The organism is Azospira sp. APE16 (genome assembly GCF_047901315.1).
GTDB classification, from domain to species: Bacteria; Pseudomonadota; Gammaproteobacteria; order Burkholderiales; family Rhodocyclaceae; genus Azospira; species Azospira oryzae.
This window is the reverse complement of the sequence record NZ_CP179682.1, coordinates 390,023-411,214: the sequence shown is the minus strand read 5'-3', so window position 1 is coordinate 411,214 and position 21,192 is coordinate 390,023. Positions and strand designations below refer to the sequence as shown.

The following is a 21,192-nucleotide window of genomic DNA, read 5'->3' as shown; positions in this document are numbered from 1 at the left end:
CCTCAGGCGCCGTGACGGCGGCGCCAGTCCGCCAGCAGGGCCAGCAGTTCCTCGGCCCGGTGCCGGTAGCTGTGGCACGCCAGGACCCGCCGATAGGCCCGTTCGGCGATGGCCCGGGCTTCGGCAAAATTTCCCAGATAGTAGTCGATGCGCTGCAGCGCCTGCTCCAGGTCGGTGTAGTCGGCCCACTCGTCCGCGGCGAAGGCATCGGCCGCGTGCAGGCGATAGTCCGAGAGCAGGAAGCCGCCGCAGGCGGGAATGCCGAAACAGCGCTCCGGCAGGCCATAACCCATGGGGGCGCCGTACTCGCAGCCGGCGCCGTAGTTGATGTTGATGCGCGAGGTCTGCACCAGTTCCACCTGCTCCGCCACGCTCATGGGCGTGCGCGAGGTGTCGATGAAGCGGTAATTGATGCCACGGCTCTCCAGGGCCTGGCCCAGGGCGCCGAAGAAGCGCTCCCGCGGCAGGTATTCCTTGTAGCGGTCCGCATTCATGGCGCCGAAGAAGGTGACGTCGTAGCGGTAGTTGCCCTCTTCCCGCAGGGACTCCAGGCTGCGACCGGCCAGGTTGTAGGCGGCGATGTTGGCGCCGTTGTGCAGCAGCGCCACTTCCTTGCCGAAACGCCAGTCGTCGGTGACGGCGTGGGTGGCGTAGATATCCAGCCCCTCCAGGCAGCTGGCCAGGGCCAGGCGCCAGGGGCGCTTGTTGAGATAGCCCGGCGCATCCCGGTTCCAGGCGATCACCGGCACCCCGGGGCCCAGGGCCCGCTTCAGCTTCCAGGCCCGCCAGGGACGGGAAACGTAGTCGTAGAAACCGAGCAGGCCGGCCACCACCTCGCAGTCCGGCGGCACCGCCGCAGCCACCTCGCCCCGCAGCACCCGAATCCCCAGTTGCTCCAGTTCGGCATTGAGGGGGGTGGGCTTGGAAGCCAGGTCGAGGAAGACCTTAGGACGGGACATGGACGGTGCTCGCGGCATCGGGATCGGAGGAAAGACGGTCGCCGGCCAGCTCCGGCAGCAGGGAGGCGATGGCCGCCTGCACGGCGGGCAGACTAACCGCCTCCATGCAGCGGGCCCGTTGGCATTCCCGGGGGCTGCGCTGGCAGCGCTCGACCCAGGGCAGGACGCGCTTGAACAGGGTGTGCTGGTCGCGGCAGGGGAAATGGGCCTCGCCCACGGCGGCAAAGGGGGCCTCGCTCCAGAAGGAGCCGGCGCCGAAGAGGGCCGGGGAGCCGGGGCCGAACAGGCAGACGGTGGGCACGCCCACCACCTTGCCCAGGTGGGCCACGCCCGTATCCGGGCAGACCAGCAGGCGGGCGCCGGCCAGCAACTGCCACAGCTGGGCCAGATCCAGGGTACCGGGGAAGGCGGGATAGCGGCCGACGGCGTCGATGCCGGCCAGGGCCGCCGTCTCGCCGGGGCCGCAGCTCCACACCGGCTGCAGGCCGCAAGCTTCCAGGTGCTCCGCCAGGGCCTGCCAGTGGGCCGGGGCCCAGTGGCGCAGGGGCGAACCGGCGCCCACGTGCAGCACGGCGTAGGGGCCGGCAGGGCGTTGGAAGGGAGCGGCCGGCGGCGCCGGCCAGTCGGCCGGAGCGTAGCGGCCGGGCGCCGCGGGGGCGGCCAGGCTGGCGAAGATGTCGGCCAGGGCCGTGGGGGCGGCGGGCCAGGGGCGCAGTTCGTCGCAGAGGGCGTTCTTCCACGCCGGCCGGTCCGCCGCCAGGGCCGCGATCCAGCGGCTGCCCAGGGCCCGGGCCAGCAGGGCGTGGCGGTTGTCGCCGGGCACCAGGGCCAGGTCGAAGCCGCCCAGGCGGCGGGCCTCGGCATAGAGGGCGGCCAGGGTCTCCGGCCGGCGCGGGTCGAAGGCCAAGGCCCGGACGCCGTAGGGCCGCCCGGCGAAGAGGGGCACCAGGGCCGGGGCGCAGGTGGTAACGATGTCCGCCGCCGGATGCTGGCGACGCAGGGCAGCGAAGAGGGGCGCCAGCATCAGGGTGTCGCCGAGGAGCAGGCGGTGGGCCACCAGGATGGTGGCCGGCGCCCCGGGGGCCCGGCGCGGACCCAGGGAATGGGCCAGGGCCCGGGCCAGCAGGCCCAGGCGACCCTTAGCGCGGCTGTTGCTGGGCGATGGCATGGCGGAAGATGGTCTCCATGCGGTCGAGCATGGTTTCCCGGTCGTAGCCTTCAAGACAGCGCCGCCGCGCCGCCGCGCCCAGCAGCTGGCGGCGTCCGCTGTCGGCCGCCAGTTCCTCCATGCGGGCCTGCAGGGCGGCCACGTCCTTGGTCGGCACCATCAGGGCGGTCTCGCCGTCGCTGGCCAGCTCACTGATGCTGCCCACATCGGTGGTGATGCAGGCCAGGCCGCAGGACATGGCCTGCATCAGGGCCTGGGGCACGCCTTCGTTGGCGTAGGAAGGCAGGATGAAGACGTCCATGGCCCGCAGCCAGGGCTGCACGTCCCGCTGCTCGCCGGCCATGATGACCCGGTCGCCCAGGCCCAGGCGGGCGATCTGCTGCTCCAGGGCCTGCTGCTGGGGGCCGCCGCCGACGATGAGCAGGCGGGCCCGGGGATCGTCGATGCGGGCGAAGGCGTCGATGAGGTAGCTGTGACCCTTCCAGCTGCGCAGGGTGGCGACGATGCCGAAGACGCAGGCGCCTTCCGGCAGGCCCAGCTGGGGCCGCAGGGCGGCCTTCTCCGCCGGCATGGCCGGGCTGAAGTGGCGGGTGTCGATGCCGGTGGGCACGGAGGTGAGATGGTCCGGCGGCATGCCGTTGTCGGCGATCATCCGCCGCTTCAGCAGTTCACCGGTGACGGCGATGTGGGCCGAGGCCTTGAGGTACAGCCAGCGGGTGCTGCGGTTGTTGGGGATGGGCACCGAGACGTGGCGGGTGCGCACCAGGGGCGGTGCCTTGGCCAGGGTGGCGCAGGCCAGGGCGGCCAGCCAGCTGTCGGTGGAGCTGTGGGTGTTGATGACGTCCACCGGATTGGCGGCCAGCCAGCGGCGCATGGCGAAAAAGCCGGGCAGGCGCTTGCGGCCGATGGGCAGTGCCACCACCGGCACGCCCCGGCCCGGGGCTTCCTGGTAAATGCGGGATTCGGGCGGACACAGCAGCACCACCTCGTGGCCCCGCTCGATCATGCCGGCGGCTTCGGAGAGGATGCGGATCTCCTGGCCGCCCCAGCCGCAGGAGGCTTCGGTGTGCACGATCTTCATCACGCCACCTCCGCGAACTGCAGGCGGTGCAGACCGGCATAGGCCCCTTCCCGGGCCAGCAGCTCGGCGTGGGTGCCCTGCTCGACGATGGCGCCCTGGGCCAGGACGACGATCTTGTCGGCGCTTTCGATGGTGGACAGGCGGTGGGCGATGACCAGGGTGGTGCGGTTCTGCATGAGGGTTTCCAGGGCGGCCTGCACCGCCCGTTCCGATTCGTTGTCCAGGGCCGAGGTGGCCTCGTCGAGGATGAGCACCGGGGCGTCCTTGAGCAGGGCCCGGGCGATGGCCAGGCGCTGCCGCTGGCCGCCGGAGAGGCGGTTGCCGTTTTCGCCGATGACCGTGTCGAAGCCTTCCGGCAGGGCCCGGATGAAATCCAGGGCGTGGGCCGCTTCCGCCGCCGCCTCGATCTGCTCCCGGCTGGCATCAGCAGTGGCACCGTAGGCGATGTTGGCCGCCACCGTGTCGTTGAACAGCAGCACGTCCTGGCTGACATAGGCGATGTTGCGGCGCAGGCTTTCCAGGCTCAGTTCCTGCAGGTCGTGGCCGTCCAGGCGCAGGCAGCCGCTGTCCGGGTTGTAGAAGCGGGGCACCAGGGCCGCCAGGGTGGACTTGCCGCCGCCGGACTGGCCCACCAGAGCCACGGTCTGGCCGGGGGCGATGTCCAGGGAGACGCCGGCCAGGGCATCCCGCTCGGCACCGGGATAGCGGAAGGTGACCTGTTCCAGGGCGATGCGGCCTTCGGCCCGGCCCAGGCGGGTCTGGCCCGGATCGGCCTCGGGCGCCTCGTCGAGCAGCTGGAAAACGCTCTCGGCAGACGCCAGGCCGCGCTGCAGGGGGGCGCTGACGTCGGCCAGGCGGCGCAGGGGCGCCAGCAGCATGAGCAGGGCGGTGATGAAGGAGACGAAGCTGCCGACGGAGGTGCTGCCGGAGGCGGACTGGGTCAGGGCCACATAGACGACGATGGCCAGGGCGATGGAGGCGAAGATGTGGGTGATGGGGCTGGTGGCGGAGGAGGCCACGGCCTGGCGCATGCCCTGGCGCCGCACCTCGTTGTTGATCTGGCCGAAGCGGCCGGCCTCCTGGGCCTCGCCGCCGAAGACCTTGATCACCCGGGCGCAGTGGGAGGTCTCCTGCAGGGCTTCCACCATGCGCGCCACGGCCTCCTGGGAGCCGCGGCTGGCGCGGCGCATGCGCCAGGAGAAGGTGCGCATGGACCAGGCGATGGCGGGAATGAGGGCGAAGCAGACCAGGGTCAGCTGCCAGTTGAGCCACAGCAGCCAGCCGAGCAGGCCCACCACCGAGAGGCCGTCGCGCAGGATGGTCACCACCACGTTGGTGGCGGCCACGGCGACGCCGTTCACGTCGTAGGCGATCTTGGTCAGGGGCACGCTGGAGCCGTGCTTCTGGAAATAGGCGATGGGCAGGCGCACCAGGCGCTGGTACATCTCGTCCCGGATGTCGGTCACCACCCGGTTGGAGACCCAGGAGAAGCCGTAGGAGGAGAAGTAGCTGAAGATGCTGCGCAGGATGAAGACGCCGACGATGCCCAGGGGAATCCAGATGGGATTGCCGAAGCTGCCCGACTTGATGAAGCCCTCGTCCAGCAGGGGCTTCATCAGCGCCGGAAAGAGGGGCTCGGTGGCCGCCAGGATGGCGGTGGCCCCCAGGGACAGCGCCACCGCCTTCCAGTACGGGCGCACATACCCGAGGAGGCGGAAATAGAGGGCGCGGGTGTTGAGGTCTTGACGGCTCATAGGGGTGAGGCTGAGGAAACCGCGATTATAGCCGCTCGGCTAGGCCAGGCTGCGGTAAAGGGCCACCAGCCGCTCGGCCATGGCGGCGAGGGAGAGGTCCTGCACCGAAGCCCGGGCCGCATCCCGCATGGCGGCGGCCCGGCCCGGTGCGGCCAGGGCATCCAGGTGGCGGGTGAGCCGGGGCAGGTCGAGGGCGTCGCCCACGTAACCGTTCTCCCCTGCCCGGATGCGGGCGGCGATGCCGCAGCTGGTGCTGGTGATGGTGGGCAGACCGCAGGCCAGGGCCTCCAGGGCGGCGTTGGGCATGGGGTCGTAGAGGGTGGGCAGGACGAAGGCGTCGGCGGCACCGTAATAGGGCCGCACATCCTTCTGGGGGCCAGTAAAGACGACCCTTTCGCCGATGCCAAGGCTGGCAGCCAGGCGGGACATGGCTTTCAGGCTACGATCCCCGCCGACGACCAGCAGGTGCGCCTCCTGGCTGGCCATGGCGGCGAAGGCCCGCAGCAGGCGGGGGACGCCCTTGCGCTCGAAACCGCCGCCGACGTAGAGAAACAGGGGCGCCTCCGCCGCAATGCCGAGGCGGCCCCGCAGCTCCAGCCGGTGGGCGGCGGCCAGGCGGGGATGGAAATGCTCCAGGTCCACCCCGTTTTCGATCAGCACCAGCTTTTCTTCCGGCACCCCGTAGTAGCGCTGCATTTCCTCCGCCACCAGGCGGGAATTGCAGATCACCCGGGCCAGGGCCGGGTGGGTCAGCATGGCCCGCTCCTGGGCCAGGATGTAGCGGTGGAAGCCGGAGAGCCGGTCCAGCCAGCGGGTCAGGCCGCCCCGGGCCCGGGCCCGGTGCTCCAGCCAGGCGGCATGGACGCCGTCGCCGGCGCGGAAAATGCGGCAGCCGGGAATGCGTTCGTGGCTCTGGGTGATGTCGAAGCCGCCCGCGGCCATGGCCTGCTGGGCGCAGCGGGCGAAGGAGGCATCCCGGGCGGCGCGGCCGCCCCACAGGCGCGAATAGGGCGGATCGCAGGTGATCTGGGCGAAGCCGGCAGCGGGGGCGCCATCCCAGGAGCGGGTGATAAGGGTGACCTGGGCCCCTTCCTGCACCAGGGCCCCCAGGGCCCGCTCGACGAAGCGCTCGGCGCCGCCGTAGGGGTTGTAGCGCTGACGGACGATGGCGATTTTCAAACGGCAGGCTCCGCCAGCAGTTCCCGGGCGGCGGCCAGCACCGTGGCCGGCGGCAGGGAGACCAGGCAGTCGCTGACCTTGCCGCCGCCGCAGCCGTCGATGCCGCAGGGGCGGCAGGGGTGGTCCTGGCTGACGATGACCCGGGAGGGCACGCCCCAGGGGCCCCACTCCTTGTCGCCGGAAGGGCCGAAGAGGGCCACCACGGGCGTGCCCATGGCGGCGGCGATGTGCATGGGGGCCGAGTCCACGCCGATGAAGAGGCGGGCCCGGCCGGCCAGGGCCGCCAGTTCCTTCAGGCTCAGCTGGCCGGAGAGGTCCACCGCGGAACGGGCCAGGCCGGCCTGGATGGCGGCCACCATCTCCCGCTCGGCCGGGTCCGGCGCGGCGGAGATCACCACCGGCCAGCCCTCGGCCTGGAGGCCGTTGATGACGGCAGCCATAGCCTCCGCGGTCCAGCACTTGAAGCGCCAGCGGGAGGCAGGATGCAGATGCACGAAGGGCTTGCCGCCCAGCCCCTGGTCCGCCAGCAGCTGGCCCACCCGGCGCTCCGCTTCCATGCCGGGCACCAGGGACAGGCGCCGCTGATCCGGCGCCGGATAGAGGCCGATGCGGCGCAGGGCGTCCAGGTTGCGCTCCACCGTGTGGCGCAGGGCATTGCCCGGAGCGCCGACGAAATGGGTGAAGCTGTTCTGCCAGAAACCGCCCCGACCCCTGACCTTGGGCCCCACGGCCCAGCGGGCGCCGACGGCCCGGGCCAGCCAGGCGCCCCGGGGATGGTCGGTGAGGTGAATCACCAGGTCGTAACCGGGATGGCGCAGGCTCTGCAACAGCTGCCATTCGGCCCGCAGGTGGCCCCAGGGGCCGAGCTTCTTCCATTGCCGGTCGATGCAGTGCACGGTGTCGATGGCCGGATGCTGGCTCAGCATCTCCGCCGTGTCCCGGTACACCAGGGCGTCGATGTGGGCCTGGGGCGCCGCCGCCTTGAGGGCGGCGAACACCGGCGCCGACAGCAGCACGTCGCCGTGGTGGCGCAGCTTGATCACCAGGGCGCGGCGCACCTGGTCGAGGGGAACGGCATCGGGAAGATAGGTTTCGGCCATGGCTCGGGATTTTACCGGCTTCGCAGCCCTTTTAGCGGTTGAGGAAGCGCACCCGGGCGCCCTGGGCATCCAGCTGCACCCGGCTGACGCCGGCATAGTCGAAATGCAGGCGGAACCAGTCGGCCGGGGCCAGACCCAGCCAGTGGCCGAAGAGGGCCTTGAGCACGCCGCTGTGGGTCACCACCACCAGGGCCCGCTCCCCATCCCCGGCCGCGGCCTGTTCCGCCACCCAGGCCAGGGCCCGGGCCTGCAACTGGGCTGCCGTCTCGCCGCCGTGGGGCGCGGCGTTCGCCGTATCCGCCGCCCAGCGGTCCAGCACGCCCGGGTCCTGGCGGTGGATGTCGTCCCAGGCCCGTCCTTCCCAGTGGCCGAAGTGCAGCTCCTGGAGACGGGCGTCCGTCGCTGCTTCCGGGCCGATGGCCCGGGCCAGTTCGAGGCAGCGCCGCAGGGGGCTGGAATGGAGGGGCGCATCCGTCGGCAGCAGGGGCCGCAGGCGGGCCGCCGCGACAGCCGCAGGTTCGGCCAGGGCCAGGTCGGTGCTGCCGTAGCAGATGCCCTCGGCCACCAGGGGCCGGGGATGGCGGATCAGGAAAAGGTCCACAGCAGCCCCAGGTAGAAGGCCAGTTCGCTGCCCTGCTGGGCGGCGCCCAGGCAGTCGCCGGTATAGCCCCCCAGGCGCCGCCGCATCAGGCGGCCCAGCCACAGGGTGCAGGCGGCGGCCAGCAGCAGGGCCATGGCCAGGTTGGCCGGGGGCAGATAGAGCGCGAGCAGGGCGACGCCGGCCAGGGCGAAGCACAGGGCCAGGGCCAGCTCGCCGGCGCCCATGCGGGTGGCCAGGGGCTTGGCCTTGGCCAGCTGGTCCTCGCGCACGTAATCCAGGCTTTTCAGCAGCACCGTGGCGCAACCCCGGGAGACGGCATGACCGGCCACCAGGGCCGCCGGCAGGGCCGCGGCAGACAGGGCGAAAAGGGCCAGGAACTTGCCCAGGAGCACCAGGACGATGGCGACGACGCCGTAACTGCCGACCCGGGAGTCCTTCATGATGGTCAGCACCTGCTCCCGGGTCCAGCCGCCGCCGAAGCCGTCCACCATGTCCGATAGGCCGTCCTCGTGGAAGGCGCCGGTGACGTAGATGGTGGCGGCCATGGCGGCCAGCACGGCAAGGGCCTTGGGCCACACCAGGGCGGCCAGGGCAAAGGCCAGGGCGGCGATGGCGCCCACCAGCAGGCCCACCGCCGGGAAATAGCGGGCCGCCCGGTTGAGACCCTCGCTGGAGTGGCCGACCCAGGCCGGCACCGGCAGGCGGGTGAAGAAACGCAGGGCGCCGAAGAAGTATTCCAGCTCCCGGCGCAGGCAGCCCATGGCCACGGCCTCAGGCTTCCTTGTCGCTGACGCCGGCCGACTCGAAGCTGGCCATTTCGTTGAGGAAGGCCACGGCGGCCCGCACCAGGGGCAGGGCCAGGGCGGCGCCGGTGCCTTCGCCCAGGCGCAGGCCCAGGTCCAGCAGGGCAGTGGCGCCGAAGTGCTCGAGCTGGGCGCGATGGCCGGGCTCGGCCGAGTTGTGGCAGAAGACGCAGTAGCCCAGCACCTCCGGCTGCAGGCGGGCCGCCACCAGCAGGGCTGAGGTGACGATGAAGCCGTCCACCAGGATCAGCATTTTGGCTTCGGCGGCGGCCAGGAAGGCCCCCACCATCTGGGCGATCTCGAAGCCGCCGAACTGGGCCAGCACCTCCAGGGCGTCGTCGCCGCCGCCGGCCTGGCGGTAGCGGGTCATGGCCTGGGCCAGCAGGTTGCGCTTGCGGGAGAGGCCGGCGTCGTCCAGGCCGGTGCCGCGGCCGACGCACTCGGGCAGGCTGGCGCCGGTCAGGCAGTGGGTCATGAGGGAGGCGGCGGCGGTGTTGCCGATGCCCATCTCGCCGAAGCCGATGACGTTGCAGCCCCGGGCGGCGGCGGCCCGCACCGCGGCGACACCGGCGGCGATGGCTTCGTCCCGCTGGGCGGCGCTCATGGCGGCCCCTTCCAGGTAGTTGGCGGTGCCGGGAGCGATCTTGGCCGACAGCAGCCCTTCCCGGGGGGCGAAATCGTGGGCCACGCCCGCATCCACCACGGTCAGGGCGACGCCGTTGAGGCGGGCGAAGACGTTGATGCCGGCGCCGCCGGCGAGGAAGTTCTCCACCATCTGCCAGGTCACGTCCTGGGGATAGGCGGAAACGCCGGCCTTGGCGGCGCCATGGTCGCCAGCGAAGACGATCACTTCCGGCTGCCGCACCGCCGGCGCCAGGCTCTGCTGGATCAGGCCGATCAGCAGGGCCAGGTTTTCCAGCTGGCCCAGGGCGCCCACGGGCTTGGTCTTGGTATCGATCTTGTGGCGCAGGGCCGGCAGGATGTCGACGGCGGGAGCGGCAATCTGGAAGTTGGGCAGGGACATGGGAGCGACACGCGAGGGGAAGTGAAGCCGGCCATTATACCCGCCGCCCCGAAGCCGCCCCGCCCCTGTGCTACCCTCTCGCCCATGGAAAAAGCCCTGCGCGAACTGATCATCGGCGGCGCCCGCTCCGGCAAGAGCGCCCTGGCCGAACAGCGGGCCGCCGCCAGCGGCCTGGAAGTGGTTTATGTGGCCACGGCCCAGTCCCGGGACGGGGAAATGGCCCGCCGCATCGCCCACCACCGGGAGCGCCGTCCCGCCCACTGGGGCCTGCGCGAGGAGCCCCTGGAACTGGCCGCCCTGCTGGCCCGGGAAGCCTCGCCCCAGCGCTGCCTGCTGGTGGATTGCCTGACCCTGTGGCTGTCCAACCTGCTCTTTGCGGGCGAGGCGGCGCGCCAGGCCGAAGCCGGCGAGGTGGTGCACTGCCCCCTGCTGCAGGGCCAGACCCAGGCTCTGGTGGAACTCCTGCCGACCCTGCCCGGCCACATCATCCTGGTCTCCAACGAGGTGGGCTGGGGCATCGTGCCCATGCACCCGGTCTCCCGCCTCTTCGGCGACGAGCAGGGGCGCCTCAATCAGCGGGTCGGGGCCGCCTGCGAACAGGTCACCCTGGTGGCCGCCGGCCTGCCCCTGAGCCTCAAGGCCCCGGGCGGCAGCGCCGCCTGATTAGGGAAAATCCCCGTTTCGCCGCCCCCCGGGGCCGGTGTATCTTGGCGCCCAACAATCCAACGTCCCGGGGAGATTCACCCATGTACAAGCGCATCCTGGTCGCCATCGACGACAGCTTCATGACCCAGCGGGTCCTGGCCGAGGCGGCCTCCCTGGCCAAGGCCCACGGTGCCGCCCTCTGCATCGCCCACGCCATCGACGAAACCATCCTGGCCCGCTCCAATGTGGAAAGCCTGGCCCCCACCCCCATCGGCGAAGTGGAATCCCAACTGCGCACCGCCGCCCGCGCCTTCCTGGAGAAGGCCGCCGCCACCGCCCGGGCCGCCGGCATCGAGCCCGAACTGAAGGTGGTGGATTCGGAGAAGAAGCACGTTTCCGACATCCTGGCGGACACCGCCGAAGCCTGGAAGGCCGACCTGCTGATCCTGGGCACCCACGGCCGCCGCGGCCTGGAACGCTATTTCGTCGGCAGCGTGGCCGAGCGCGTGGTGCGCCGCGCCTCCTGCTCCATCCTGCTGGTACGAGGCGAGTAAGCGCTCACCCAAGAGCTGCCGCAAAACAAAAAGGCCGGATACCCGAAAGGGCATCCGGCCTTTTTTCTTGGCAGGGAAATCTTGGCTGGGAAGAAGTCGGGCGGGGATCAGTCGTGGCTGACCAGGGCCGATAGTTCCCGGTTGAGCAGCTCCGGGTCGCCCAGGTTCAGTTCCACCAGGCGGCGCAGGTGGCTGATGCTGTCCAGGTCGATGGATTCGCAGCGGATGCCCACCGTGTTGTTGTCGCCCACGTGGGCCAGGTGGCCTTCCATGACCACCACCGCATCGCTGTGGTTGAGGGGAATCTCCAGCTTGCAGCCTTCGCCGGAGCGGCCCTGCCAGCCCGAGGCCATGGCCACCAGCGCCCCTTTGAGGGAGAGGTCGCGGATTTCGCCGATGTGGCGGCCGCCACTGGCGGTGGTCAGGTAGGCGTTGCTGAGGAAATGGATGCGGCTGAAATGACGGCGTTCCTGGCTCATGGGAGTCTCCTCGCTGGGGCGCCGCCAGGGGTTGGCCGGGCGCCCTTATTTCCCTCGCATGTTACCCCAAAGCAGCTTGTGCAACTGCACCTGCAGGCGCACCGGCAGGCCGTCGGCGAGAATCCAGTCGGCCAGGGTGCCCGGCTCCAGGCTGCCCTGCACCGGCGCCATGAGGATGGGACAGCGGCCGATCAGGCCATGCTGGCGCAACTGGGCCACGGCCCAGTCGTAGTCGGCCCGGTCGGCCAGCACCAGCTTCAGCTCGTCGTGGGGCGTCAGGTACTCCAGGTTGGACCACAGGTTGCGCTCCACCTCGCCGGAGCCCGGCGCCTTCAGGTCCACGATTTTCGACACCCGGGGATCGACGCCGGAAACATCCAGGGCGCCGCTGGTTTCCAGGGAAACGTCGCAGCCCGCATCGCACAGGGCGGTAAGCAGGGGCAGGCAGTTCTTCTGGGCCAGGGGTTCGCCGCCACTGACGCAGACCCGCTGGGTGGGGTGACGCGCCACTTCGGCCAGGATCGCCGGCAGGCTCATCAGGGTGCCGCCGGAGAAGGAATAGGCGGTGTCGCACCAGACGCAGCGCAGGGGGCAGCCGGTGAGACGCACGAAGACCGTAGGCAGGCCGGTACGGGAGGTTTCCCCCTGCAGGGAGTAGAAAATTTCGCTGATCTTCAGCGTCGGAGCGGTCATGGGCGGCGGCGGGAAAAGGGCTATCGATTGGGCCGGTTCGGCAAAAGGGGCGCTGCAAAAGACAACGGGGAACGTCAGCCGTTCCCCGCATGATCTGCGCCGATCCTGCCGGCGCCTACTTCTTCTTCAGGCGCTGGCGGGCCGATTCGGCGGCCTGGCTGCTGGGGTACTTGGCCACCAGGGTTTCCAGGGTCTTGCGCGCGCCCTTGGCGTCGCCCAGTTCCTGCTGGCAGGTGGCGGCGTTGAGCAGGGCGTCGGAAGCCTTGGGGCTTTCCGGCCACTTGGCCACCAGGGCATTCTGCACCTCGATGGCCTTCTTGCAGTCGCGCTGGGCGAAATGGCTGTTGCCCAGCCAGTACTGGGCCGACGGCGCCAGGGTGCTGGCGGGATGATTTTTGACGAAGGCCTCCAGGGCGCCGGCGGCTTCCTTGTACTTGCCGGCCTTGAACTGGTTGAGGGCCGCTTCGTATTCCTTCGCTTCCTGGGCCGGGTCCGACTTGGCAGGCGCCGGAGCTGCCGCAGCGGCGGCGGGAGCGCCCTCTTCCCCGGCCGGCGGATTGGCGGCGCCGGGAGCGGAGGGACCTTCCAGCTTGCGCAGGCGGGTATCCAGGTCGATGTAGAAATCCTTCTGGCGTTTTTGCGCTGCCTCCAGTTCGTAGGTCAGCACTTCCACCTGGCCGCGCAGCTTGGCCATTTCGGAGCGCATGGACTCGATCTGGTTGGACAGTTCGATCTGGGCCCGGGACGCCGTGTCCAGACGCTCGGTGGTCTGAGCCTTGAGATCGTTGATCTGGCGCCGGGCCTCTTCGTCGTCGAAGAGGCCGGCGTGTGCCGGCCCGGCCACCCAGAGGGCTGCCAGAAGCGCCGCCGAGGGAACGAGCCGGCGCATCATGCTTAGAACTCGCCGCTGTAGAGGATGTCGGCGCGACGGTTTTCGGCGTAAGCGGCCTCGTCGTTGCCTTCAGCCTTCGGCTTTTCTTCGCCCAGGCTCACGGATTCCAGCTGCTCTTCACGTACGCCCAGCAGGGACAGGGCCTTCTTCACGGCGTCGGAACGCTTCTGACCCAGGGCCAGGTTGTACTCGCGGGAGCCGCGTTCGTCGGTGTTGCCCTGGATCAGGATCTTGGTGCCCTTGTTGGCGGCCAGATACTTGGCGTGGGCGGCGACCAGTTCCTTGTACTCGGGCTTGATGTCGAACTTGTCGTAGTCGAAGTACACGCTGCGCTTGTAGAGGACGTTCTTCGGATCGTTGTAGGGCTTCATGCCCACATCGCCGCCGCCGACGCCGGTGGCAGTGGCGCTACGGTTTTCGACGCCGGCGCCGGACTGTTCCGGGGCGGCGGGCTGGCTGCCGCAGCCGGCCAGCACGAAGAGAGAAGCGATGAGAGCGGGAAGAGCCAGTTTGCGCATGTTTCGGTACTCCTAGGGGTAAATGGGTGCTGCGTCGCGTTACTTCAGGTAAGGGCCCCACGCCGGTTCGCGAACATCGCCGGCGGAGACGGAAAGGCGCTGCTTGACCCGACCATCGGACGAAACAGCGGAAAGGACGCCCCGCCCGCCCATTTCCGTGGCGAACAGGATCATGCGGCCATTGGAAGCGAAACTGGGGGATTCATCCTTGTGGGAATCGGTGAGTATCTGCACCTGCTTGCTCGCCAGGTCCATGATGGCCAGCTGGAAGCGGCCGCCGTTGCGGGAGATGAAGGCCATGCTGCGGCCATCCGGCGAGAGGCGGGGGGAAACGTTGTAGGAGCCGTCGAAGGTGACGCGCTGGGCCGTACCGCCGCCGACGGAAACCCGGTAGATCTGGGGGGCGCCGCCCCGGTCGGAGGTGAAGTAGATGCTTTCGCCATCGGGCGAGAACTGGGGTTCGGTGTCGATGGAGGAGGAACTCATCAGGCGCTGGGCACCGGAGCCGTCCGCATTGACCAGATAGATCTGGGAGCCGCCGTCCTTGGACAGGGTCACCGCCAGGCGGCGGCCGTCCGGGGCCCAGGCGGGCGCCGAGTTGGAGCCCTTGAAGTTGGCCACCACGGTGCGCCGGCCGGTGGCCAGGGTATGCACGTACACCACCGGCTTCTTGTTCTCGAAGGAGACGTAGGCCAGACGGCCGCCATCGGGCGACCAGGCGGGGGAAATGATGGGCTCCTTGGAAACCAGGGCCGGCTGGGCATTCTGGCCGTCGGCATCGGCGATCTGCAGCTCGTAGCGGCCGGCCTGCTTGACCACGTAGGCGATGCGGGTGGAGAAGTAGCCCTTTTCGCCGATCAGTTTCTCGTAGATGTAGTCGGCGATGCGGTGGCCGGCGGCGCGCAGCATGTTGGGGGTGGTGACGAAGGCGACGCCGCCCAGGGAGGCCTGCTTGGAAACGTCGTAGAGGCGGAAACGGGCTTCGAACTTGCCGCCGGCATCGGCCACCAGGCTGCCGCCGACGAAGGCGTCGGCGCCCTTGTTCTTCCAGGCACCGAAATCCACGTTGTCGTTTTCGCTGATGGGGGTCGGGCCCGGCTCCACCAGACGGAACAGGCCGGAACGCTCTAGGTCGGCGCGGATGACCGAGGTCAGGGCCCGGGAGTAGCCCGGTTCGCCGGCAAAGTCGGCGATGGCGATGGGCAGGCGATGGGCGCCGGCACCGGTGATTTCAATGGCTAGCTGGGCGTGGGCGCCCCCCAGGGCGGCAAGCAGGGACAAGCCGAGCAGAATCCGGGAAACATAGCGCGCAATCACGGTCATTGAAGAAACCTGGGCCGGAAAAAGGTCCGATTATACCCAAAGCCCCCGACGCTGCCGCGTAACGAAAGGTAACGTAAGGGGGAATGACAAAGAATCAGGGGGAGCAGCCGGAAGTCCCTTCCTGGGGACAGAAGGTCAGCTCCAGCTCCCGGTGGAAAGCCGACTTGTCGTCGGGCAGGGGCAGAGGCGAGGACTTCATGATGGCCCGTTCGACGGCGCTGTCGTAGGCCGGCACGCCGCTGGAACGTGTCATGCGGGCGCTGATGATCTCGCCGCTGGGCAACTGGGTCACCAGGAACTTGGCCGTGGGATTGCCGCTGACGCTGACGAAGCCCAGGTTGCCCCGCACCTTGGCGCGGATCTTGTCCACGTAGGAAGCCAGGCCCTTGCTGCGGGAAGAGGCGGCGGCAGCCTCCTTGCCGGCGGCCTGCTGCATGTTCATTTCCCGGCTCAGCTGTTCCTTCAGGGCCTGCTCACGCTGGCGCTGCTTGAGGTCCCGCTGGTCCCGTTCCAGTTCCTTCTGCCAGTCGGGAGTCTCGGGCTTCTTCTCCTCCTTCTTGGGTTCGGGTTTCGGCTCTTCCTTTTTCGGCTCCGGCTTTTTCTTCTCTTCCTTGAGCACGATGTCGGGCTTGGGCGCCGGCTTCGGGTCCGGTTTCACCTCGGGCTTGGGTTCGGGCTTCGGCTCCGGTTTGGGCACGGGCTTCGGTTCCGGAGGCGGCGGGGGCGGCTTGTAGGCGCCCTGGGGCACGTCGCTCCACAGTTCGACCTCCACCGCCTCGTGCTTGGTCTGCCAGCGGATGCCGAAGAAGAGGAAGATGGCCAGCAGCAGGTGCACCAGGATCGCCAGGATCAGGGCCTTGCGCTTGCCCGGCTCCGCCCGCCGTTCGAAGGGCATGTCCGTTCCGGCTTTCATCGGGGAACTCACTTGCGCACGGTCTCCAGGCCGACCCGCTTGATGTTCTGCAGCTTGATCTGGTCCAGCACCTCGAGCACGGCGTCGTAGCGGGCGGCCTTGTCGCCCACCACCAGCACCGGCAGTTCCGGGTTGGCCTCCAGCTCGGTCGCCAGCAGGTCGTTGAGCTGGCGGCGGTCGATGGACTTTTCCTTGCCCCGGGCATCCTGCACGGCAATGCTGCCGTCGGCCTTGACCATGACCCGGTAGGGATTTTCCGGCACGGCGGAGGACTTGCCGGCGGAGGGCAGGTCCACCGAGCCGGTCTGCATCATGGGCGTGGCCACCATGAAGATGACCAGCAGCACCAGCATGACGTCGATGTAGGGAACGACGTTGATTTCGTTTTTAAGGCGACGCGGACGCATGGCTCCGGCCCCTTAACGCATCTGCCGCTGCAGGATGTTGGAGAACTCTTCCATGAAACTCTCGAAGCGGGTGGAGAGGCGGTCGATGTCGTGGGCGAAGCGGTTGTAGGCCAGCACCGCGGGGATGGCGGCAAAGAGGCCGATGGCCGTGGCCACCAGGGCTTCGGCAATACCGGGGGCGACGGAGGCCAAGGTCGCCTGGCCCACGTTGGAGAGGCCGCGGAAGGCATGCATGATGCCCCACACGGTGCCGAAGAGGCCGATGTAGGGGGAAACGGAGCCGACGGAGGCGAGGAAGGCCAGGTGGGATTCCAGGTCGTCGATCTCCCGCTGGTAGGTGGCGCGCATGGCGCGGCGGGAGCCGTCCACCACGTCCTTGGCTTCCAGGTTCTTCTGGTTGCGCAGCTTGGTGAATTCCCGGAAGCCGGCCTCGAACACCCGCTCCATGGCGCCGGTGTCGTGGCGCTGTTCGACGGCATTCTGGTAGAGGCGGTTGAGGTCGCCGCCGCTCCAGAAGTCCCGCTCGAACTGCTCGGTCTGGTTGCGCGCATTCTTCACCGCATAGAGCTTGCGGAAGATGTAGTACCAGGACATGAAGGAGACGCCAGCCAGCAGGGCCATGACGACCTGGACGACGGCGCTGGCCTGGGTGATGAGGGAAAGGATGGAAAGGTCTTGGGTGACGTTCATTGCAGGGCTTCCAGTTTCTCGCGCAGGAATTCGGGAATGGGGGTGGTTTTCATGGCGTCCAGCTTGACGCAAACGATCTGGACGGTACCGCTAACCAGGTCGTCGTCGCTGCCGTGGCGACGGGCGAACTGGCGGAAGGTGATCTGGGCGCGGCCGAGCTTTTCCACGGCCAGGCCGATGGTCAGCAGGTCGTCGAGCCGGGCCGGCCGCAGGTAGTCGCAACTGACGGAACGGACGACGAAGGCGACGCCCTGCTCCGCCAGCAGGTCCACCTGGTGATGGCCGATGCTGCGCAGCCATTCGGTGCGGCAGCGCTCGAAAAAGCGCAGGTAGTTGGCGTAGTAGACCACGCCGCCCGCATCCGTGTCCTCGTAATAGACGCGGACCGGAATGGTGAAGGCGTGGTCGGCAGGATGGCTCATGGGCGTAATTCTAGGCGGCTCGGGGCCTGGGGACGATGACAGTCTGTAACAGCCGTCCTCATTGCTCCTTGGGGGACCACAGGTCGGGCGTGGCGGCCGGGGTGCCGGGCGCCTCCAGCCCCAGGTGGCGGTAGATGGCCGGGGTGGCGATGCGGCCCCGGGGGGTGCGCTGCAGGTAGCCCTGCTGGATCAGGTAGGGTTCCAGCACGTCCTCGATGGTGTCCCGGGCCTCGCCGATGGCGGCGGCCAGGTTGTCCACCCCCACCGGACCGCCGGCGAACTTATCGATCACGGCAGAGAGCAGCTTGCGGTCCATCAGGTCCAGGCCGCCGTGGTCCACGTCCAGCATGGAGAGGGCGGCGTCGGCCACCTCCCGGGTAATGATGCCGTCGGCCTTGACCTCGGCGTAGTCCCGCACCCGACGCAGCAGGCGGTTGGCGATGCGGGGCGTGCCGCGGGAGCGGCGGGCGATCTCCAGGGCCCCTTCCGGCTCGATGGCCACGTTGAGCAGCTGGGCCGAGCGGGTGACGATGTGGGTCAGTTCCTGGGCGTTGTAGAACTCCAGCCGGGCGACGATGCCGAAGCGGTCCCGCAGGGGGTTGGTCAGCATGCCGGCCCGGGTGGTGGCGCCCACCAGGGTGAAGGGCGGCAGGTCCAGCTTCACCGAGCGGGCCGCCGGGCCCTCGCCGATCATGATGTCGATCTGGAAATCCTCCAGGGCCGGGTAGAGAATTTCCTCCACCACCGGACTGAGACGGTGGATTTCGTCGATGAACAGCACGTCGTGCGGTTCCAGGTTGGTCAGGATGGCGGCCAGGTCGCCGGCCCGCTCCAGCACCGGTCCCGAGGTCTGGCGCAGGTTCACCCCCATCTCGGCGGCCACGATGTGGGCCAGGGTGGTCTTGCCCAGGCCCGGCGGGCCGAACAGCAGGACGTGGTCGAGGGCCTCGCTGCGCCGCTTGGCGGCGTGGATGAAAATGGAGAGCTGCTCCCGGATCTTGGCCTGACCGACGTAATCCGCCAGGCGCTTGGGCCGCAGGGCGCGCTCGATGGCTTCCTCCTGGGCCGACTTGCTCTCGGCGCCGATGAGACGGCCGGCGTCGGCGTCGAAGGAGGAATCAAAGGAATCGGTTTCGATCATGGAAAGCCTGGAGTGAGCCTGGAAAGTGCGGCGGGCGAGGCCCGGTAAGCCGCCATTTTACTCCCGCCGCCCCCTCAGGGCTTGGCCAGCAGTTTGAGGGCCTGGCGGATGCCGTCCGAAACGCCGCTGCCGGCGGGCAACTGCTTGAGGGCGGCGGCGGCTTCCCGCTCGTTGTAACCCAGGGCCAGCAGCGCATTGAGGATGTCCGACTGGTCGTCGTGCACCACCAGGGCCGCAGCGGCCCCGCCACCCACCACCGGGGCCAGCTTGTCCTTCAGTTCCAGCAGCAGGCGCTCGGCAGTCTTCTTGCCGATGCCCGGCACCTTGGTCAGGCGGCCGGCCTCCTGGCGGGAGATGGCCGCCGCCAGGTCGCTGACGGAAAGGCCGGAGAGAATGGCCAGGGCCATGCGCGGGCCGACGCCGGAAATTTTGATCAGCTGGCGGAAGGCGAAACGCTCCGCCTCGGTGAGGAAGCCGAAAAGGAAATGGCCGTCCTCCCGCACCACGAAGTGGGTCAGCAGGGTCACCTTGTCGCCGTTGCCCGGCAGGTTGTAGAAGGTGCTCATGGGCACATCCACCTCGTAGCCAACGCCCTGCACGTCCAGGACCACCTGGGGGGGATTCTTTTCGGCCAGGAGGCCGGTGAGTCTTCCGATCATGTTCTCTTCCTTGGATTGGGGGCTTCCATCAGGCGGCCGCCGCGCACCCGCAGGCCGGCGGTGGCGATGTGGCCCAGACCCTGGCCGCCGTGGGCGTGGGCGATGGCACAGGCCAGGGCATCGGCGGCGTCGGCGGACGGGTCGCCGGGCAGGCTGAGGAGGCGCTTGACCATGTGCTGCACCTGTTCCTTGGCCGCCTTGCCGTTGCCCACCACCGCCTGCTTCACCTGCAGGGCGGTGTACTCGCCCACCGGCAGGCCGGTGGACACCAGGGCGGTGATGGCGGCGCCGCGGGCCTGGCCCAGCAGCAGGGTGGACTGGGGATTGACGTTCACAAAGACCTTTTCCACCGCCGCCTGGGCCGGACCATGAGCGGCGACGATTTCCCGGATGCCTTGGTAGATCACCTCCAGGCGCTCCGGCAGGGTGCGGGTGTCGTCGGTGCGGATGCAGCCGCTGCTGACGTAGGCCAGCTTGTTGCCCAGCTTGTCGATGAGGCCGAAGCCGGTGCAACGCAGCCCCGGGTCGATGCCGAGGATGCGCACCGGCACGGGTGCGGCGGCGGCATTCGGCTTGGCGGAGACGGGGGGGATGGCGGACATGGCAGCATTCTAAGGGGGCGGACGCCGCCTGTCGCGCCCGACGGGACCGCAGGCCCGAAATTTGACACGGGTTAAGGATTCGTCATGGACTCCCGCCCAAATTGGCAGGCATAAAAACCAATTCCCTGTGTCCACACCGTCGCAGGAGGGAGAACCATGTCACTGTTACGCAAAATCTTTGGCGATTCACCGCCGCCCCCCGCCCCCGAGGCCCCGCCCATGCCCGAGCCGGTTCCGGCCGCCCGCAGCGGCCCGGCGCCGGGAACCCAGATTCACTACCATCCGGCCCTGGTGCACCAACTCACCGACGAGCACCTGGTGCTGCTGCAGGCCTTCGGCGCCATCCAGAGCGCCGCCGCCCAGGGCAACCTGGCGGAGGCCGCCTCGCTGCTGGAAAAATTCCGGGTACGGCTGCAGGGCCACCTGCTGACCGAGAATGTGCGCCTCTACATCTACCTGGAGCACCAGCTGGCCGGCGACCCCTCCAGCTTCGCCCTGATCCACGAGTTCCGCCAGGAGATGGACGGCATCGGCAAGGCCCTGGCCACCTTCCTGCGCAAGTACCAGAACCTGGCCGCCGAGCCGGGGCTAGCCCCGGCCTTCGTCGATGAACTGGCCGGCGTCGGCAAGGTGCTGGTGGAGCGCATCCAGCGCGAGGAAGCGACTCTCTACCCCCTGTACACCGCCTAGGCCCGCCGCGCCAGGTACACGCCGGCCACGGCCAGCCCCATGCCCGCCAGGGCGGGGCCGGAGAGGGTTTCGCCAAAGGCGGCCCAGGCGATGAGGGCGGTGGTAGGCGGCGTCAGGTAGAACAGGCTGGCCACATTGACGGCGCTGCCGCTGCGGATGAGCACGTTGAGCAGGCTGATGGCGCCCACCGACAGCACCAGCACCAGCCACAGCAGGGCGAAGACGAAGGTGCCGCTCCAGGCGATCTCCTGGCTCTCGCTGGCGCCGGCCACCATCAGGGTCAGCACCGCCGTCGGCAGGAACTGGATGACGGCGCCGGAACGCAGGTCGAAGGCAGGACAGAAGCGCTTCTGGTACAGGGTACCCAGGGTGATGCCGAGCAGGGCCACCAGGGCCGGGACGATGGCCGGCAGCAGCTCGGCCAGGGGCTGGCTGCCGAACTTGCCGGAAACCACCAGACCCACGCCGCTCAGGCCCAGCACCAGACCCAGCCACTGGCGCCGGCTGACCGCCTCCCTCAGCAGCCAGCCGGCCCCCAGGGCGGTCAGCAGGGGCTGCATGCCCACCACCAGGGCGGTGATGCCGGCCGGCAGACCGCGGTGGATGGCCATGAAGACGCCGCCGAGATAGACCGCATGCAGCAGCACCCCGGAGAAGCCGATGTGCAGCCATTCCTGGCGGGTGGCAGGCCAGGAGGCGCGAAATACAAGGGCCACCGGCAGCATCAGTCCGAGCACCAGGAGGTAGCGGGCGCTGAGGAAGGTCAGGGGCTCCGCATAGGGCAGGCCGTACTTGGCGCCGATGAAGCCGGTGCTCCACAGCAGCACGAAGAGAAAGGGCAGGAACTTGCGCACGAGGCCTCGCGACAAAAGAAAAAGCGGCGCCAGGCGCCGCT

25 protein-coding genes are annotated in these 21,192 nt (G+C 69.2%); 3 read left to right on the top strand and 22 right to left on the bottom strand.

Going from position 1 to position 21,192, the window contains the following annotated elements:
* Window positions 1-2 precede the first annotated feature (2 nt).
* The 9 genes from ACLSSQ_RS02115 to cobT are packed head-to-tail and all read right to left on the bottom strand — an operon-like array spanning window position 3 to window position 9,669.
* On the bottom strand, window positions 3-959 hold the full coding sequence (locus ACLSSQ_RS02115) for a glycosyltransferase family protein (protein ID WP_416243662.1): 957 nt from the start codon (window positions 957-959) through the stop codon (window positions 3-5).
* Window positions 946-2,127 carry a glycosyltransferase family 9 protein gene (locus ACLSSQ_RS02110; RefSeq protein ID WP_416243661.1) on the bottom strand — a complete coding sequence of 394 codons (1,182 nt, stop codon included), beginning with the start codon at window positions 2,125-2,127 and terminating at the stop codon, window positions 946-948. Before ACLSSQ_RS02110 ends, ACLSSQ_RS02115 begins: the two co-directional genes overlap by 14 nt.
* On the bottom strand, window positions 2,099-3,208 hold the full coding sequence (locus ACLSSQ_RS02105) for a glycosyltransferase family 4 protein (protein ID WP_416243660.1): 1,110 nt from the start codon (window positions 3,206-3,208) through the stop codon (window positions 2,099-2,101). The genes ACLSSQ_RS02110 and ACLSSQ_RS02105 overlap by 29 nt, the downstream gene beginning before the upstream one ends.
* On the bottom strand, window positions 3,208-4,962 hold the full coding sequence (msbA, locus tag ACLSSQ_RS02100) for a lipid A export permease/ATP-binding protein MsbA (protein WP_416243659.1): 1,755 nt from the start codon (window positions 4,960-4,962) through the stop codon (window positions 3,208-3,210). The genes ACLSSQ_RS02105 and msbA overlap by 1 nt, the downstream gene beginning before the upstream one ends.
* Window positions 4,963-5,001: 39 nt before the next feature.
* Window positions 5,002-6,141, bottom strand: a complete 1,140-nt coding sequence (locus ACLSSQ_RS02095; protein WP_416243658.1) for a glycosyltransferase family 4 protein — start codon at window positions 6,139-6,141, stop codon at window positions 5,002-5,004.
* Window positions 6,138-7,241, bottom strand: a complete 1,104-nt coding sequence (gene rfaQ / locus ACLSSQ_RS02090) for a putative lipopolysaccharide heptosyltransferase III (RefSeq protein WP_416243657.1) — start codon at window positions 7,239-7,241, stop codon at window positions 6,138-6,140. Before rfaQ ends, ACLSSQ_RS02095 begins: the two co-directional genes overlap by 4 nt.
* Before the next feature lie 31 nt (window positions 7,242-7,272).
* On the bottom strand, window positions 7,273-7,842 hold the full coding sequence (locus ACLSSQ_RS02085) for a histidine phosphatase family protein (RefSeq protein ID WP_416243656.1): 570 nt from the start codon (window positions 7,840-7,842) through the stop codon (window positions 7,273-7,275).
* Window positions 7,827-8,603: an adenosylcobinamide-GDP ribazoletransferase gene (locus ACLSSQ_RS02080; RefSeq protein ID WP_416244276.1), complete on the bottom strand. Its 777-nt coding sequence runs from the start codon at window positions 8,601-8,603 to the stop codon at window positions 7,827-7,829. Before ACLSSQ_RS02080 ends, ACLSSQ_RS02085 begins: the two co-directional genes overlap by 16 nt.
* A gap of 10 nt (window positions 8,604-8,613) precedes the next feature.
* On the bottom strand, window positions 8,614-9,669 hold the full coding sequence (gene cobT / locus ACLSSQ_RS02075; RefSeq protein WP_416243655.1) for a nicotinate-nucleotide--dimethylbenzimidazole phosphoribosyltransferase: 1,056 nt from the start codon (window positions 9,667-9,669) through the stop codon (window positions 8,614-8,616).
* 84 nt (window positions 9,670-9,753) lie between these two features.
* Between cobT and cobU the strand changes: the two genes are divergently transcribed.
* Window positions 9,754-10,332 carry a bifunctional adenosylcobinamide kinase/adenosylcobinamide-phosphate guanylyltransferase gene (cobU, locus tag ACLSSQ_RS02070; protein WP_416243654.1) on the top strand — a complete coding sequence of 193 codons (579 nt, stop codon included), beginning with the start codon at window positions 9,754-9,756 and terminating at the stop codon, window positions 10,330-10,332.
* Window positions 10,333-10,415: 83 nt separating this feature from the next.
* Complete coding sequence (locus ACLSSQ_RS02065; protein ID WP_014235589.1) at window positions 10,416-10,868, top strand: universal stress protein; 453 nt, start codon at window positions 10,416-10,418, stop codon at window positions 10,866-10,868.
* A 107-nt stretch (window positions 10,869-10,975) separates the two neighbouring features.
* Here ACLSSQ_RS02065 and ACLSSQ_RS02060 read toward each other — a convergent pair whose 3' ends face one another.
* The 12 genes from ACLSSQ_RS02060 to ruvC form a co-directional block, all read right to left on the bottom strand.
* Window positions 10,976-11,347, bottom strand: a complete 372-nt coding sequence (locus ACLSSQ_RS02060) for a PilZ domain-containing protein (RefSeq protein WP_205229733.1) — start codon at window positions 11,345-11,347, stop codon at window positions 10,976-10,978.
* 45 nt (window positions 11,348-11,392) lie between these two features.
* On the bottom strand, window positions 11,393-12,040 hold the full coding sequence (gene queE / locus ACLSSQ_RS02055; protein ID WP_014235591.1) for a 7-carboxy-7-deazaguanine synthase QueE: 648 nt from the start codon (window positions 12,038-12,040) through the stop codon (window positions 11,393-11,395).
* Window positions 12,041-12,155: 115 nt separating this feature from the next.
* Window positions 12,156-12,932, bottom strand: a complete 777-nt coding sequence (gene ybgF, locus ACLSSQ_RS02050; RefSeq protein ID WP_014235592.1) for a tol-pal system protein YbgF — start codon at window positions 12,930-12,932, stop codon at window positions 12,156-12,158.
* A gap of 2 nt (window positions 12,933-12,934) precedes the next feature.
* Window positions 12,935-13,450 carry a peptidoglycan-associated lipoprotein Pal gene (pal, locus tag ACLSSQ_RS02045; protein ID WP_014235593.1) on the bottom strand — a complete coding sequence of 172 codons (516 nt, stop codon included), beginning with the start codon at window positions 13,448-13,450 and terminating at the stop codon, window positions 12,935-12,937.
* Window positions 13,451-13,489: 39 nt separating this feature from the next.
* A complete protein-coding gene (gene tolB, locus ACLSSQ_RS02040; protein ID WP_416243653.1) occupies window positions 13,490-14,773 on the bottom strand; it encodes a Tol-Pal system beta propeller repeat protein TolB in 1,284 nt (427 codons plus the stop codon).
* Between the two features lie 94 nt (window positions 14,774-14,867).
* Window positions 14,868-15,668 carry an energy transducer TonB gene (locus tag ACLSSQ_RS02035; RefSeq protein WP_232058783.1) on the bottom strand — a complete coding sequence of 267 codons (801 nt, stop codon included), beginning with the start codon at window positions 15,666-15,668 and terminating at the stop codon, window positions 14,868-14,870.
* A gap of 26 nt (window positions 15,669-15,694) precedes the next feature.
* Window positions 15,695-16,093, bottom strand: a complete 399-nt coding sequence (locus tag ACLSSQ_RS02030) for an ExbD/TolR family protein (RefSeq protein WP_416243652.1) — start codon at window positions 16,091-16,093, stop codon at window positions 15,695-15,697.
* 12 nt (window positions 16,094-16,105) lie between these two features.
* Entirely contained in the window at window positions 16,106-16,783 is a 678-nt protein-coding gene (tolQ, locus tag ACLSSQ_RS02025; RefSeq protein ID WP_014235597.1) for a protein TolQ, read from the bottom strand.
* On the bottom strand, window positions 16,780-17,205 hold the full coding sequence (gene ybgC, locus ACLSSQ_RS02020; RefSeq protein ID WP_130459839.1) for a tol-pal system-associated acyl-CoA thioesterase: 426 nt from the start codon (window positions 17,203-17,205) through the stop codon (window positions 16,780-16,782). The genes tolQ and ybgC overlap by 4 nt, the downstream gene beginning before the upstream one ends.
* Window positions 17,206-17,263: 58 nt before the next feature.
* Window positions 17,264-18,346, bottom strand: coding sequence for a Holliday junction branch migration DNA helicase RuvB (gene ruvB / locus ACLSSQ_RS02015; RefSeq protein ID WP_014235599.1), 1,083 nt, complete (start codon window positions 18,344-18,346; stop codon window positions 17,264-17,266).
* A gap of 74 nt (window positions 18,347-18,420) precedes the next feature.
* Window positions 18,421-19,005 carry a Holliday junction branch migration protein RuvA gene (gene ruvA / locus ACLSSQ_RS02010; RefSeq protein ID WP_152089996.1) on the bottom strand — a complete coding sequence of 195 codons (585 nt, stop codon included), beginning with the start codon at window positions 19,003-19,005 and terminating at the stop codon, window positions 18,421-18,423.
* Window positions 19,002-19,607 carry a crossover junction endodeoxyribonuclease RuvC gene (gene ruvC, locus ACLSSQ_RS02005; protein ID WP_172974744.1) on the bottom strand — a complete coding sequence of 202 codons (606 nt, stop codon included), beginning with the start codon at window positions 19,605-19,607 and terminating at the stop codon, window positions 19,002-19,004. Before ruvC ends, ruvA begins: the two co-directional genes overlap by 4 nt.
* 219 nt (window positions 19,608-19,826) lie before the next feature.
* Here ruvC and ACLSSQ_RS02000 point away from each other — a divergent pair, with 219 nt between their 5' ends.
* Window positions 19,827-20,297: a hemerythrin domain-containing protein gene (locus ACLSSQ_RS02000; RefSeq protein WP_416243651.1), complete on the top strand. Its 471-nt coding sequence runs from the start codon at window positions 19,827-19,829 to the stop codon at window positions 20,295-20,297.
* Here the strand turns inward: ACLSSQ_RS02000 and ACLSSQ_RS01995 are convergent.
* Window positions 20,294-21,151: a DMT family transporter gene (locus ACLSSQ_RS01995; RefSeq protein WP_416243650.1), complete on the bottom strand. Its 858-nt coding sequence runs from the start codon at window positions 21,149-21,151 to the stop codon at window positions 20,294-20,296. The genes ACLSSQ_RS02000 and ACLSSQ_RS01995 overlap by 4 nt on opposite strands.
* Between the last annotated feature and the right edge of the window lie 41 nt (window positions 21,152-21,192).

What these genes read in the sequence shown, in the direction of transcription:
- ACLSSQ_RS02105 (WP_416243660.1), bottom strand. Translation starts at nt 3,208, where the DNA reads ATGAAGATCGTGCACACCGAAGCCTCCTGCGGCTGGGGCGGCCAGGAG.
- pal (WP_014235593.1), bottom strand. Translation starts at nt 13,450, where the DNA reads ATGCGCAAACTGGCTCTTCCCGCTCTCATCGCTTCTCTCTTCGTGCTG.
- ACLSSQ_RS02035 (WP_232058783.1), bottom strand. Translation starts at nt 15,668, where the DNA reads ATGCCCTTCGAACGGCGGGCGGAGCCGGGCAAGCGCAAGGCCCTGATC.
- ruvA (WP_152089996.1), bottom strand. Translation starts at nt 19,005, where the DNA reads ATGATCGGAAGACTCACCGGCCTCCTGGCCGAAAAGAATCCCCCCCAG.
- ACLSSQ_RS02115 (WP_416243662.1), bottom strand. Translation starts at nt 959, where the DNA reads ATGTCCCGTCCTAAGGTCTTCCTCGACCTGGCTTCCAAGCCCACCCCC.
- ACLSSQ_RS02000 (WP_416243651.1), top strand. Translation starts at nt 19,827, where the DNA reads ATGCCCGAGCCGGTTCCGGCCGCCCGCAGCGGCCCGGCGCCGGGAACC.
- msbA (WP_416243659.1), bottom strand. Translation starts at nt 4,962, where the DNA reads ATGAGCCGTCAAGACCTCAACACCCGCGCCCTCTATTTCCGCCTCCTC.
- queE (WP_014235591.1), bottom strand. Translation starts at nt 12,040, where the DNA reads ATGACCGCTCCGACGCTGAAGATCAGCGAAATTTTCTACTCCCTGCAG.
- ruvB (WP_014235599.1), bottom strand. Translation starts at nt 18,346, where the DNA reads ATGATCGAAACCGATTCCTTTGATTCCTCCTTCGACGCCGACGCCGGC.
- ACLSSQ_RS02110 (WP_416243661.1), bottom strand. Translation starts at nt 2,127, where the DNA reads ATGCCATCGCCCAGCAACAGCCGCGCTAAGGGTCGCCTGGGCCTGCTG.
- tolQ (WP_014235597.1), bottom strand. Translation starts at nt 16,783, where the DNA reads ATGAACGTCACCCAAGACCTTTCCATCCTTTCCCTCATCACCCAGGCC.
- ruvC (WP_172974744.1), bottom strand. Translation starts at nt 19,607, where the DNA reads ATGTCCGCCATCCCCCCCGTCTCCGCCAAGCCGAATGCCGCCGCCGCA.
- rfaQ (WP_416243657.1), bottom strand. Translation starts at nt 7,241, where the DNA reads ATGGCCGAAACCTATCTTCCCGATGCCGTTCCCCTCGACCAGGTGCGC.
- ybgF (WP_014235592.1), bottom strand. Translation starts at nt 12,932, where the DNA reads ATGATGCGCCGGCTCGTTCCCTCGGCGGCGCTTCTGGCAGCCCTCTGG.
- ACLSSQ_RS02030 (WP_416243652.1), bottom strand. Translation starts at nt 16,093, where the DNA reads ATGCGTCCGCGTCGCCTTAAAAACGAAATCAACGTCGTTCCCTACATC.
- ACLSSQ_RS02060 (WP_205229733.1), bottom strand. Translation starts at nt 11,347, where the DNA reads ATGAGCCAGGAACGCCGTCATTTCAGCCGCATCCATTTCCTCAGCAAC.
- ybgC (WP_130459839.1), bottom strand. Translation starts at nt 17,205, where the DNA reads ATGAGCCATCCTGCCGACCACGCCTTCACCATTCCGGTCCGCGTCTAT.
- tolB (WP_416243653.1), bottom strand. Translation starts at nt 14,773, where the DNA reads ATGACCGTGATTGCGCGCTATGTTTCCCGGATTCTGCTCGGCTTGTCC.
- ACLSSQ_RS02065 (WP_014235589.1), top strand. Translation starts at nt 10,416, where the DNA reads ATGTACAAGCGCATCCTGGTCGCCATCGACGACAGCTTCATGACCCAG.
- cobT (WP_416243655.1), bottom strand. Translation starts at nt 9,669, where the DNA reads ATGTCCCTGCCCAACTTCCAGATTGCCGCTCCCGCCGTCGACATCCTG.
- ACLSSQ_RS02080 (WP_416244276.1), bottom strand. Translation starts at nt 8,603, where the DNA reads ATGGGCTGCCTGCGCCGGGAGCTGGAATACTTCTTCGGCGCCCTGCGT.
- cobU (WP_416243654.1), top strand. Translation starts at nt 9,754, where the DNA reads ATGGAAAAAGCCCTGCGCGAACTGATCATCGGCGGCGCCCGCTCCGGC.